Source organism: Campylobacter sp. BCW_6468 (assembly GCF_001762865.1).
GTDB lineage: Bacteria > Campylobacterota > Campylobacteria > Campylobacterales > Campylobacteraceae > Campylobacter_D > Campylobacter_D jejuni.
This window is the reverse complement of the sequence record NZ_MJXQ01000039.1, coordinates 60,483-72,765: the sequence shown is the minus strand read 5'-3', so window position 1 is coordinate 72,765 and position 12,283 is coordinate 60,483. Positions and strand designations below refer to the sequence as shown.

Below are 12,283 nucleotides of genomic sequence, written 5' to 3'. Positions count from 1 at the left end.
TTTTTTAATGAAATTTTAGTTAAAATTAGAAATAAATTTTAAAAAGAGTAAATTATGAGTGAATTATTAATAGAAATTGGTACAGAAGAATTACCTGCTATTCCTTTGCTAAAAGAATTAGCTAATATAGAAAAAAAATGGAACAATGTTTTAGAAGAATACCGCTTGGTAAGTGATTTTAAATTTTATTATACTCCGCGTCGTTTAGTTTTTTTTCATGAAAATTTTGCAGACAAACAAGAAGATAGCTTTGCTGAATTTATAGGAGCACCTAAAAATGTTGCTTATAAAGATGGAGTTTTAACTCCTGCGGGACAAAGCTTCCTGCAAAAAGCAAGGATCAGTGAAAATGAACTCTCTTTTAAAGAAATCAAAGGCAAGGAAGTTTTGTACCATCAAAAAGCTATTAAAGGTTTGCAAAGTCAAGAAATTTTAGGAGAAATGGTAGAAAAATTTCTAAAAAGTCTTAGTTTTGGCAAAAGTATGCGCTGGGGTGCAAATTCTTTTGAATTCATCCGTGCGATCCGTTCTATAGCTTGCATTTTAAATGATGAACTTGTTAATTTTCAAAGCTATGGAGTAAAAAGTACTAAAAAAACTTTCATTCACAGAAGCGTAAGTTATGATTTGCAAGATTTTAACAATGCAAAAGAATATTTTGAACTACTAGAAAAAAACTATATCATCCTTGATCCAATCAAAAGAAAGGAAAAAATACTTGAGCAATTTAAACTCATAGAAAGTCAAAAAAATATACAAATTGGAGAAGATGAAGAGCTTTTAGCTGAAGTAGTTGCTATCACAGAATATCCTAATGCACTTTTAGGAAGTTTTGAAGAAGAATTTTTAGAAATTCCTAGCGAAGTAATCATCACTTCAATGAGAGAAAATCAACGTTATTTTGCAGTTTTTAACGATAAAGGCTTAAGTAATCATTTTATAGTAGTAAGTAATGCAGTATGTAAGGATTATTCAAAAATCATACATGGAAATGAAAGAGTTTTGCGTGCAAGACTTAGCGATGCAATGTTTTTTTATCAAAATGATTTACAAAATGGCTTAAAACCCGAAAAACTTGCCAAAATGACCTATCTTGAAGGTTTAGGCACAATGCAAGATAAAAGTTTAAGAGAGATTAAAATTGCTGAAATTTTATGTCAAATGCTCCATAATGATAAAATCGAAAATATCAGCACAGCACTAAAATACGCCAAAGCAGACTTAGCCACACAAATGGTTTATGAATTTACTGATTTGCAAGGCATTATGGGAAGTTATTATGCGCAAAAAATGGGCTTAGATTATCAAATTTGCTTAGCCATCAAAGAACAATATCTTCCTAATTCCGAACAAGCTCCACTTCCAAGTACAGAATTTTCAAGCATAGTAGCCCTTGCAAACAAGCTTGATACCCTTATAGGACTTTTTAGCATAGGAAAAATTCCAAGCGGAACAAAGGATCCTTATGCCTTAAGAAGAGCTGCCAATGGGATCATTAAAATTGCTTTAAATTTAAATAAAGAATTTGATATCCAAATTTTATTAGAAAAACTTTCAAATCATTATAAAAGCTTTGATATGCAAATTTTAAAAGATTTTATTTTTGAAAGACTTTATACTTTTTATACAGTCAATGCTTCTTTTGTAAAAGCGGTTTTAAGCTCACAAAATACAGATCTTATCCATATCAATCAAAGCGTAAATGCTCTTATAAAACTTAGCAAAAAAGATAATTTTAATGAAAATTTTGCAACCTTTAAAAGACTAGCCAATATCGCCACTAAAAATCCTCATAAAGTTGATGAAAGTCTTTTTGTTCAAGAAGCAGAAAGTAAACTTTACAAAGCTTTTCAAGAAAAAACTAAAGCCAACTCTTTACAAGAAAAACTTGAAAATCTTTTTGCACTTAAGCCTTTTATTGATGAGTTTTTTAATCAAGTGATGATTAATGCTGAAGATGAAAAACTTAAAAATAATCGCCAAGCTTTGGTTTATGAAATTTATGCGGAGTTTTTAAAAATCGCCGATCTTAAAGAGTTAAGCCTATGAAAGCCCTATGGATTCTTTTAAGCCTTACTCTTTGGCTTTTTGGAGCTCAAAATTTAGAACTCATCAAAGGTCAAGCTTTATTTTTAGAACTAGATAAGAAAGATTTTTTATCTTTAAAAAATAATGATAAAAATATTCCCACCTTTGCACATCCTAAAAATCAAGAAAAAATTCTAGCTATTTTTTCCTTACCTTACAAAAATCCCCCGCAAAACACCAAACTTATCGCATTTTATAAAGATAAAAAAGAAGAAATTTTCATAAAAACTTTAGAAGGTAATTATAAAAGTGAAAAATTGCAAATTGAAAACAAAAAGATTTTTCCGCCAAAAACCCTACAAGAACGCATCGCTAAAGAATTAAAAGAAGCCAATGCGATTTACAGCTCTTATACTCCAAAAGCTTTATTTAATGGTGCTTTTAATATACCTTTAAATTCTTTTATCACAAGTGATTTTGGCAAAGCAAGAACTTTTAATGAAAAAGTAGCAAGTTATCACAGCGGAACGGACTTTAGAGCTACCACAGGAACACCTATTTATGCAGCCAATTCAGGTGTAGTAAAAATTGCAAAAGATCGTTATTTCGCAGGAAATTCAGTAGTCATTGATCATGGTTTTGGAATTTATTCACAATATTATCATCTTTCTAAAATCGATGTTAAAGTAGGACAAAAGATAAAAAAAGGCGAACTTATAGGACTTAGCGGAGCTAGTGGTAGGGTAAGTGGGCCGCATTTGCATTTTGGAATTTTAGCTGGAGGCAAACAAGTTGATCCTTTGGATTTTGTATCCAAATTTAATGCTATTTTTCAATGAAATTTAGTGACTTTTTCCATGCTTGGCTCCATGAAAGCTATTATAAAAATGCTGTAAGTATAGGAAAAAACGGAGATTTTTTTACTGCTGTAAGCGTAGGAAATCTTTTTGGCACACTTTTAGCCAAGCATTTTTTAAATTTAATAGATAAAAAAATTTTACAACTCCCTTTAGAACTTGTAGAAATAGGCGCTAATGAAGGATATTTAAGTCGTGATTTTTTATCCGCTTTGCTTGAATTAAGACCTGAAATTTTTTCTCAAATTTCTTTTTTCGTCATAGAACCGCATGAAAAATTAAGAACTTTACAAAAAAAGACTTTAGAAGGAGTGGAATTTACTCACAAAAATAGTCTTAAAGAATGCCATTTTAAGAACGCTTTTTTCTTTTGCAATGAACTTTTTGATAGTTTTGCTTGCGAACTTATAGATCATGATAAAATGGCATTTGTAGAAAATTTTAAACTTATTTTTAAAAATATGGATGAAAATTTAATCACAAAATGCAAAGCTTTAAATCTTAAAAAAGGTGAACTCAGTTTAGAGCTTGAAAATTTTTTTAAAGATTTAAACCAAACTTGTGAGAGATTTATATTTGCGGGATTTGACTATGGAACTTTAAATCCACAAAGTTTTAGCTTAAGAATCTATCAAAAGCACGAAGTTTTTAGCCCTTTTGAAGTATCTTTAAAAGATTTTTTCGGCAAAAGCGATCTAACTTATAATGTCAATTTTACTCATCTTCAAAAACTCATCAAAGAATATGATTTTAAACCTTTAGCTTTTAAAAAACAAAGTCTTGCTTTCATGGATTTTGGTTTTGAAGATTTATTAGAATACGCAAAAAATAAAAACATTAAAACTTACGAAAGTTTTTTATCTCAAGCTAAAATTTTATTTTTTAATTTTGATGAAAAATTTCATTTTTTCGAATTTCAAAAAAACTAAAATTTTATATTTTTCATACTTGCTAAACAAACCCCCTCTCTTAAACCCTCATCAATGACTAGAAGTTTATGTTTATCAAACAAAGCATAAAACAGCAAACAACCTGCACTCAAATAATTTTTTCTCATTGTGCCTACTTCTTTTATAGCTTTTTTTTCTTCCATATGAAAAAGTTTAATAGCATAATTTAAAAAATCCTTATGGTAAAGTTTTTTACCATTTACTTTAGTTGCTTCATACTTTTCATAGCTTATATTTTGTTTTAATGCGCTAAGTGTGGTAGGAACTCCGGAATTTAAAACCACCGTTTTAGCCCCTAAAGAACGAAGTTCCTTTTTAATCATAGCCACCTCATCAAAAGCCCTAAAAGCTAGATGCTTTAAATAGGGATTTGCAATTAAAAAATGAATTTTAAGTTTTTTATCTTTAATATTTATGATAAAATTAGGATATTTTTTTATTAATTTTTTATAAGAAATACAAGATTTATAATAAGAATGGTAATTTTTTTCATAAAAACTAATAATACCAAAATCAAAACTTTTAAAACTTTTTCCAAAAGAAAGCTCACAAGAAGCCCCTCCTAAATCACAATACGCAAACTCTCCCCAAATTTTAAGCCTTCTTAAACCTGATTGCATACCTAAAACACTGATCTTAGCTTCACTTTTGGCATCTATAAGCTTAAAATCAATCCCAAATTCTTTTTTTAAATGGGCAAAAATTTCATTTGTATTGCTTGCCTTTCTAAAAGCTGCAGTCGCTACAGCTCTCGCTTTGCTTAAATCTTGCTCTTTAGCTAAAATACTCAAAGTATTTTTTAATCTTTGTATGGCTTCTTTAGAAATTTCTCCACTTTGATTTAGATTTTTCGCTGCCCCAATAACAAATTCATATTCTTTTAATTTATTTAATTTTTCATCCATTTGTACTGCTCTTAAAGTATTTGAACCAAGATCTATACCTAACATGACTTTCCTTATTTGATTTTATAGTATAATAGCAAAAAAGTTCTAAAGGAAAAATATGCTTTTAGGTGTAAATATCGATCATATTGCAGTGTTAAGACAAGCTAGAATGGTAAATGATCCTGATCTTTTAGAAGCTGCTTTTATAGTAGCTAGACACGGAGATCAAATCACTTTGCATGTAAGAGAAGATCGCCGTCATGCTCAGGATTTTGACTTGGAAAATATTATAAAATTTTGCAAAAGCCCTATCAATTTAGAATGTGCTTTAAATGATGAAATTTTAAATTTAGCTCTTAAACTCAAACCTCACCGCGTTACTTTAGTGCCTGAAAAAAGAGAAGAGCTTACTACAGAAGGGGGGCTTTGTTTAAATCATGCTAAATTAAGACAAAGCATAGAAAAACTTCAAAATGCAAACATTGAAGTTTCACTTTTTATTAATCCTAGTTTAGAAGATATAGAAAAATCAAAAATTTTAAAAGCCCAATTCATAGAGCTTCATACAGGACATTATGCGAATTTGCACAACGCACTTTTTAGTAATATCTCTCATACTGCTTTTGCCTTAAAAGAACTCAATCAAGATAAAAAAACCTTGCAAGCTCAATTTGAAAAAGAATTACAAAATTTAGAACTCTGTGCCAAAAAAGGCCTAGAACTTGGCTTAAAAGTAGCCGCGGGACATGGTTTAAATTACAAAAATGTAAAACCCGTAGTAAAAATTAAAGAAATTTGCGAGCTAAATATAGGACAAAGCATTGTAGCAAGATCTGTATTTACAGGACTTCAAAACGCTATTTTGGAAATGAAAGAACTTATTAAAAGATGAAAAAACTAGCCATTAGTATAGGCGATATAAACGGCATAGGACTTGAAATTTTAGTGCGTTCTCATGAAGAACTAAGCAAAATCTGCACACCTTTTTATTTTATCCACGAAAGCTTGCTTGATAAAGCTTCAAAACTTTTAAATTTAAAACTTTTTAATGCAAAAATCGTAGCTTTTAAAGATGGAAAAGACTATGAGTTTAATTTTGTAAAAAAAGAAAATTCTCTTGAAATTTACTCTTTCTACCTTCCTTTAGGCTTTAAAGTGGATGAAAATTTTGAAATCAAAGCCGGAGAAATAGATACAAAAAGTGGACTTTATGGTTTTTTAAGTTTTAAGGCGGCAAGTTATTTTGTCTATGAAAAACACGCCCATGCCTTGCTTACTCTACCTATACACAAAAAAGCTTGGGAAGATGCAGGACTTAAATACAAAGGACACACCGATGCTTTAAGGGATTTTTTTAAAAAAAATGCCATTATGATGTTAGGTTGCAAAGAACTTTTTGTAGGGCTTTTTAGCGAACATATACCTTTAGCTAAGGTGAGTAAAAAAATCACTTTTAAAAATTTAAGTATCTTTTTAAAAGATTTTTACAAAGAAACACATTTTAAAAAAATGGGGCTTTTAGGTTTTAATCCTCACGCTGGAGATTATGGAGTTATAGGTGGAGAAGAAGAAAAGATCATGGAAAAAGCTATAGCCTTTGTTAATGCCTTTTTACACTCTAAAAAAGATGAAAAATTTTTCAAAAAAGCCTTAAAAGATGAAAATTTACAAAAAGAATTGCTTTTAAATTTTAAAGGCAAGGGCGTTTATCTACCCTATCCTTTAGTGGCTGATACAGCTTTTACTAAGACTGGTTTAAAAAACTGCAATCGTTTAGTGGCTATGTATCACGATCTTGCCCTTGCTCCTTTAAAGGCCTTGTATTTTGATAAAAGCATCAATGTAAGTTTAAATTTACCTATCATACGCGTTAGCGTTGATCATGGCACGGCCTTTGATAAGGCCTATAAAAATGCTAAAATCAACACTAAAAGTTATTTTGAAGCGGCTAAATTTGCAATCAATTTACATTCTAAAGCTTAAATTTAGCCCTAGAATCAATCAAATCTTCTTTAGCTAAGCTGTCTATAAAATCTTGCAAATCTTTATTGGTATTTAAACTTTGAGTGAGTAAATTTTCATATTTATCAACTTTATTTTTAAAAATTTGCTCTAAAACTTCTTTAGTCTTTGTATCTTTTTTTGCTCTTTGCATAAGTTCTAATAAAACCTTAATATAAGCTTCTTGCATGCAATCACTTGCATTGAGTAAAGATAAAATAGGATTTTCCCCTGCTTTTGTATTTTGCATATTTTTTATACAAATTTTTCTTTCTTTAAGCATCTTTTTTGAAATGGCTTTAAAATCTTTTTTCATCTTTTTATCTGCTTTTTTTGAAATATTTTGATATAAACTACTATAGATGTTATCTACTAAAGCAAGTTTTTTATTATCAAATTCATTACGCACACCAATTTTATTGCATATCATAAGTTCATCATCACTTTTGCCATCATATTTGATTTTAGAGCAATCAAAACTAGGTTTTACTTCATCTTTATAAATAAGCTCATCAAAACTCAAAGCCCCTAAACTCGCCAAACTTAAACCAAGCAATAAAATAATTTTTTTCATTATTTACCTTTAAAATTTTTATTTTATTTTAACAAAAATATTTTGAATTTTTTAAGGAAATTAAGCCTTTATTTTATTATAATGCGTTTTTATTTTTTATAAGGAACTTAAAATGCAAAATTACAAAAAAGCTCTTTTTGCACTAGCTCTTAGTGCTTTTTGTATGGGCGTAACTGAATTTGTTATGGCAGGAGTTTTGGTTGATGTTGAAGCGTATTTTAGCGTAGATGCAAAAACCGCGGGCTATCTTACAACCTTATATGCTATAGGTGTTGTTATAGGTGCTCCTCTTATCACCATACCTTTAAGTCGTTTTCATAGACATACACAACTTTTAATCAATCTTGGAATTTTTGCTTTAGCAAATTTCATCATCTTTTTTAGCCAAAATTTCTATCTTACTGCTTTTGCACGCTTTATAGCAGGAACACAACATGGGGTATTTTTTGTCATTGCCACCTTAGCTGTAAGTGCTATAACTCCAGATGATAAAAAATCAAGTGCTCTAGCTATAATGGTCACAGGGCTTACTGTAGCCTTAGTTACTGGAGTGCCGCTTGGAACTTTTATAGGGCATTATTTTGGCTTTAAATTTATCTTTTTACTCATTTTTATCATTACAAGTCTAGCATTTTTTGGAGTATGGCATATGATGCCCAAAAATTTACATCCTAGCCCAACCAGTCTTAAAAATCTAATCCCTGCTTTTTCTCATCAAAATTTGTTAAAAACTTATACTATAACCATTTGTAGTTGTGGGGCTCAATTTGTTCTTTATACTTATTTGCAAAAAATACTTGTAGAAATAAGCGGTTTTAAAGTCCAAGATACAGCTTATATCTTGCTTTTATATGGAATTTGTGCAATTTGTGGGAATTTATGGGGCGGAAAAATAGTAGATAAAAAAGGTGCTATTTTTTCTTTGCGTCTTATTTTAAGCATACAAGTTCTAGTATTTTTAAGTGTATTTCTCACCATGCATTCTAAAATTTTAATCATTTTTAGCGTAGCTTTGATAGGATTTTTTGCCTTTTCAACCATACCTGCACTAAAAATGCTTAGCATTACTAAAGCTAAACGCCATACTTATAAAGTCATAGACAGTACAGTAAGTGTGAATGAAGCAGCTTTTAATGTAGGCATAGCTTTAGCAAGTTTTTTAGGTGGGATTGTTTTAGCAAGATTGGGTATAGAATTTAATGCTTTATTTTCAGCACTTTTTGTAAGCCCTGCTTTGATTTTTGCCTTGCTTTTTGCCAAAGATAAATTAAATTATAAAAAATTTCAAAGAAAAAGTTTTACAAAGGTATAAATTGGAATAGAAATTGCTTGCTTATTTAATGTAAAGTTAAATAAAGGAGGAGAAAATGGTAGTAGATAATACTCAAAAAACATCAAATGCTATCTTTAGCACCACAACTAAAGTTAAAGAAAAAAATACTTCGGCAGATGAATTTCAAGCCACATTAAATGAAGTAAAAAACAAAGAAGAAAAGGAAGATAAAAAAACAAACTCAAGCAAATTTACTAACGAAGACATTGATCTTGGTGCTGTTAGAGAAGATTTTAGATCTTATGCTTGGCAAAAAATGAGAGAAGATCAATACAAAAAAAATGAGGAGACTTTGCTAAATAAGCTTTTTACTACAATTGACGCAGGAAATGCCACAAACAATACAAAGGCTTAATATACAAATCAATCAAAACTCAAACTACATAAACGAGAATTCCAATAATTCTCGTAAAATTTCTAATAACTCTGGATAAAATGAAAAAATTTATTATTTCCTCTATATGAAGAAAATATAGAAAAATTGACCAATTTAATTTATCAAATTCTGTTATAATTTTGCTAAAAACAAAGGAAAATAATGATTTTTATCGATGCTTGCTTTAAAAAACCTACACCCTACACCCCTATTTGGATGATGCGTCAAGCAGGAAGGTATTTGCCAGAATATATGGAAGTAAGAAAACAAGCGGGTGATTTTCTCTCTTTATGCAAAGACTATAAAAAAGCTTCTGAAGTTTCTTTACAGCCTATTGATATTTTAGATGTAGATGCAGCAATCATTTTTTCAGATATCTTAGTTGTTCCTCTTGAAATGGGTATGAATTTACGTTTTGAAAAAGGAGAAGGGCCTGTTTTTGATAATCCTATTTCAACCCTAGAAGATTTAGAAAAACTTGACGATCAAAATGCACATAAAAAATTAAATTATGTCTATGATGCCTTAAAGCTTACAAGAGAAAAATTATCTCAAAACAAGGCTTTAATAGGATTTTGCGGAAGCCCTTGGACTATAGCTACCTATATGATAGAAGGAAGTGGAAGTAAAAATTATGCAAAGTGTAAAAAAATGCTTTATCAAAACCCAGAACTTTTACATAAAATTCTAAACAAACTAACTCAAGTTTTAAAACTTTATTTAGAAGAGCAAATTAAAGCAGGTGCTAATGCTATACAAATTTTTGATAGCTGGGCAAGTGCTTTAGAATATGATAAGTTTTTTGAATTCTCTTTTAATTATATGCTTGAAATTTCAAATTTTATTAAAAGCAAATACCCAAATATACCTGTAATTTTATTCCCTAAAGGCATTAGCGGTTATTTGGATAGAATCGATGGTAATTTTGATGTTTTTGGAGTTGATTGGAGCACTCCGCTTGATTTAGCACGTGATAAACTATCGCACAAATACACTCTTCAAGGCAACATGGAACCTTGTAGACTTTATGATAAAAATGCCATCAAAGAAGGAGTCGGAAAAATACTAAAAACCATGCAAAATAAAGCTCATATTTTCAACTTAGGACATGGGATCTTGCCTGATATTCCTGTTGAAAATGCAAAATATTTTATCAAGCTTGTACAAGAAAGTTCAGCTAAATGAAAATACTCTTTGGTCCTGTTAGCTCAAGGCGTTTTGGAAGATCTTTGGGTATAGATTTAAGCCCTAGTAAAAAACAATGCAATTTTGATTGTGTTTATTGCGAGCTTGATCCAAAAAAAGCCCAAGAAAAACAGGATGAAATTATCAGCATAGATAAAATTATCTCCGAAGTTAAAGTTATGCTTGAAAAAAATGTTGAATTTGATTTTCTTACCCTTACTGCCAACGGAGAGCCTAGTCTTTATCCTTATTTAAATGAGCTTATTTTATCTTTACGCAGCATTGCTAAAGATAAAAAATTGCTTATTTTAAGCAATGGTACAGCTGTATTAGATGAAGACAAATTTAATGCTTTGCTAAAACTAGATGTGGTCAAATTTAGCCTGGATAGTGCAGTTGCTAAAACTTTTTATCGTATTGATAGAGCTTTAAAAAACATTGACTTAGAAAAAATGATAGAAAAAATGGCAGATTTTAGAGCTAGGTTTAATGGAGATTTGATTATGGAAATTCTAGTTGTTAAAGATCTTAATGACAACGAAGAAGAATTTGAAGCACTTAATCAAGCTTTAAAAAAAATCATGCCTTTAAGAGTTGATCTAAGCACCATAGATAGACCTCCTGCTTATGCTGTTAAAAAAGTAAGCGAAGAAAAACTTTTAGAACTTTCTAAACTTATAGATTCTACTCCCATACTCTTAGCCAAAAGACATTATGAAGGTGAAAAACTAAGCTTCAATGAAGAAGAATTATTAAAAATGCTTCATTTGCGCTCACAAAGCGAAATAGACATTGAAGTGAAATTTGATGAACAATCCAAAACTCTCTTAAATCAACTTATCAAAGAAAAAAAGGTAAAAATTCTCGATTTAGCTGGAGTTAAATTTTATAAAGTTTAGGCCTTTGGCAAATACTTTCTAAGTAAAGTTATAAGATCATTTCTACTTACATCACTTAAAACTTCGCTCACACAATCAAAATCCCTAACTTTTTCCTTTGAAAAAAAGATGATATGGCTTTGTGGATGCTGTTTTTTATAAGCACTTAGCAAATTTCTCATTTGCTCAAGATCAAATTTAATTAATTCATAATCAAGTAAAATCAAACGATAAGTCTCCTTGCTTAATTCTTGTTTTAATTGACTAAAAGAATTTATACATATATTTTTATCACATTGTTTTTCTATTATATTAAAAAACAAGGTTGCATCAAAATCATTTTGTTTAAAAAGCAATACATTATTTTGATAAGGGGTTTTAAATTTTAAAGTGCAAACCTTATCAAGCTTGTTTTGCAAAATATTTTCAAGATCTTTTTTTTCAAAAGGTAAAGTTAAAAAATACTCATAATGTGTATTTTTATGCCGACCCATCACTATAAAATCATAATTTTTCTTTACATTTTTATTGAAAATTTTATCCTTGATAAAAATCAAATGAAAGTCATTAACATCAAAACTTAAATTTTTAAAACAAGTGCTTTCTATGCCAAAATACGAAAGTAAATTTGCAAGTAAAAAATTCTCAAGCTCATCATTATTAACTATGGCCACACTTGCTTCAAATTGCAAAACCTTTCCATGAGATGTTCCTATAATGCTTTTATGATGCTCTAAAGCCTCATTTAATTCTAATCTAATTTGATCTTTTTGAGAATTTAAGGCATTTAAAATCAAAGAATTAATTTCTTTATTATACCCTTCATTTAAGCAACGCATTGCATTAGATATATTTACAAGCTGATATAAATTTTCCTCCAATAAATGCAAATATCTATCTTTTTCATGGGATATTTTAGTTAAATTTTGGCTCGTAGTTTCAAATTTTTCCTTTAACAAATCAAGCGCACTATCAACATCAATCTTTTTTTGAAAATTTAAAAAATCATTTTGCATGCAAAAAATTTTTTGATATATTTTGTTTATATTTCTATTTTGCCTAAAAGCAAAAATAAAAAGTGTTAAAGATAAAACAAAAATGCTAGAAAACATACCTATTTTCAGTTGTTCAGTAACACTATCAAGCTTTGAGATATCAATACTTAAATACGCTAAAATTAGATTAAAAATAAAAATTATCCCTGCTAATATCAA

At 29.4% G+C, this 12,283-nt stretch carries 12 protein-coding genes; 9 read left to right on the top strand and 3 right to left on the bottom strand.

Annotated elements, in window-relative coordinates:
• Positions 1–54: 54 nt before the first annotated feature.
• From glyS to AJ889_RS05970, 3 genes are read left to right on the top strand one after another with little or no spacing between them, the layout of a single operon-like run.
• A complete protein-coding gene (gene glyS, locus AJ889_RS05980; RefSeq protein ID WP_002858294.1) occupies positions 55–2,049 on the top strand; it encodes a glycine--tRNA ligase subunit beta in 1,995 nt (664 codons plus the stop codon).
• Positions 2,046–2,867 (top strand): M23 family metallopeptidase, encoded by an 822-nt coding sequence (locus AJ889_RS05975; protein WP_002854038.1) that lies wholly within the window; start codon positions 2,046–2,048, stop codon positions 2,865–2,867. The genes glyS and AJ889_RS05975 overlap by 4 nt, the downstream gene beginning before the upstream one ends.
• Complete coding sequence (locus AJ889_RS05970) at positions 2,864–3,814, top strand: SAM-dependent methyltransferase (RefSeq protein WP_002868557.1); 951 nt, start codon at positions 2,864–2,866, stop codon at positions 3,812–3,814. Before AJ889_RS05975 ends, AJ889_RS05970 begins: the two co-directional genes overlap by 4 nt.
• Here the strand turns inward: AJ889_RS05970 and AJ889_RS05965 are convergent.
• Positions 3,811–4,785, bottom strand: coding sequence for an exopolyphosphatase (locus tag AJ889_RS05965; protein WP_070293304.1), 975 nt, complete (start codon positions 4,783–4,785; stop codon positions 3,811–3,813). The two genes, AJ889_RS05970 and AJ889_RS05965, sit on opposite strands and share 4 nt — an antisense overlap.
• Before the next feature lie 55 nt (positions 4,786–4,840).
• Here AJ889_RS05965 and AJ889_RS05960 point away from each other — a divergent pair, with 55 nt between their 5' ends.
• On the top strand, positions 4,841–5,614 hold the full coding sequence (locus AJ889_RS05960; RefSeq protein WP_002868556.1) for a pyridoxine 5'-phosphate synthase: 774 nt from the start codon (positions 4,841–4,843) through the stop codon (positions 5,612–5,614).
• Positions 5,611–6,705, top strand: coding sequence for a 4-hydroxythreonine-4-phosphate dehydrogenase (gene pdxA, locus AJ889_RS05955; RefSeq protein ID WP_002867362.1), 1,095 nt, complete (start codon positions 5,611–5,613; stop codon positions 6,703–6,705). The genes AJ889_RS05960 and pdxA overlap by 4 nt, the downstream gene beginning before the upstream one ends.
• Here pdxA and AJ889_RS05950 read toward each other — a convergent pair.
• Positions 6,695–7,297: a hypothetical protein gene (locus tag AJ889_RS05950; RefSeq protein ID WP_002853942.1), complete on the bottom strand. Its 603-nt coding sequence runs from the start codon at positions 7,295–7,297 to the stop codon at positions 6,695–6,697. The two genes, pdxA and AJ889_RS05950, sit on opposite strands and share 11 nt — an antisense overlap.
• Before the next feature lie 112 nt (positions 7,298–7,409).
• On the opposite strand from AJ889_RS05950, the gene AJ889_RS05945 reads away from it, so the two are divergent.
• From AJ889_RS05945 to AJ889_RS05930, 4 genes are all read left to right on the top strand, one after another.
• Positions 7,410–8,609, top strand: coding sequence for an MFS transporter (locus AJ889_RS05945; protein WP_002853994.1), 1,200 nt, complete (start codon positions 7,410–7,412; stop codon positions 8,607–8,609).
• Between the two features lie 55 nt (positions 8,610–8,664).
• Positions 8,665–8,985 carry an invasion antigen CiaC gene (ciaC, locus tag AJ889_RS05940; RefSeq protein ID WP_002853224.1) on the top strand — a complete coding sequence of 107 codons (321 nt, stop codon included), beginning with the start codon at positions 8,665–8,667 and terminating at the stop codon, positions 8,983–8,985.
• A gap of 183 nt (positions 8,986–9,168) precedes the next feature.
• Positions 9,169–10,191, top strand: coding sequence for a uroporphyrinogen decarboxylase (gene hemE, locus AJ889_RS05935; protein WP_002859305.1), 1,023 nt, complete (start codon positions 9,169–9,171; stop codon positions 10,189–10,191).
• Complete coding sequence (locus AJ889_RS05930; protein ID WP_002934729.1) at positions 10,188–11,090, top strand: radical SAM protein; 903 nt, start codon at positions 10,188–10,190, stop codon at positions 11,088–11,090. The genes hemE and AJ889_RS05930 overlap by 4 nt, the downstream gene beginning before the upstream one ends.
• Here the strand turns inward: AJ889_RS05930 and AJ889_RS05925 are convergent.
• Positions 11,087–12,283 (bottom strand): hypothetical protein, encoded by a 1,197-nt coding sequence (locus AJ889_RS05925; protein ID WP_002854153.1) that lies wholly within the window; start codon positions 12,281–12,283, stop codon positions 11,087–11,089. The genes AJ889_RS05930 and AJ889_RS05925 overlap by 4 nt on opposite strands.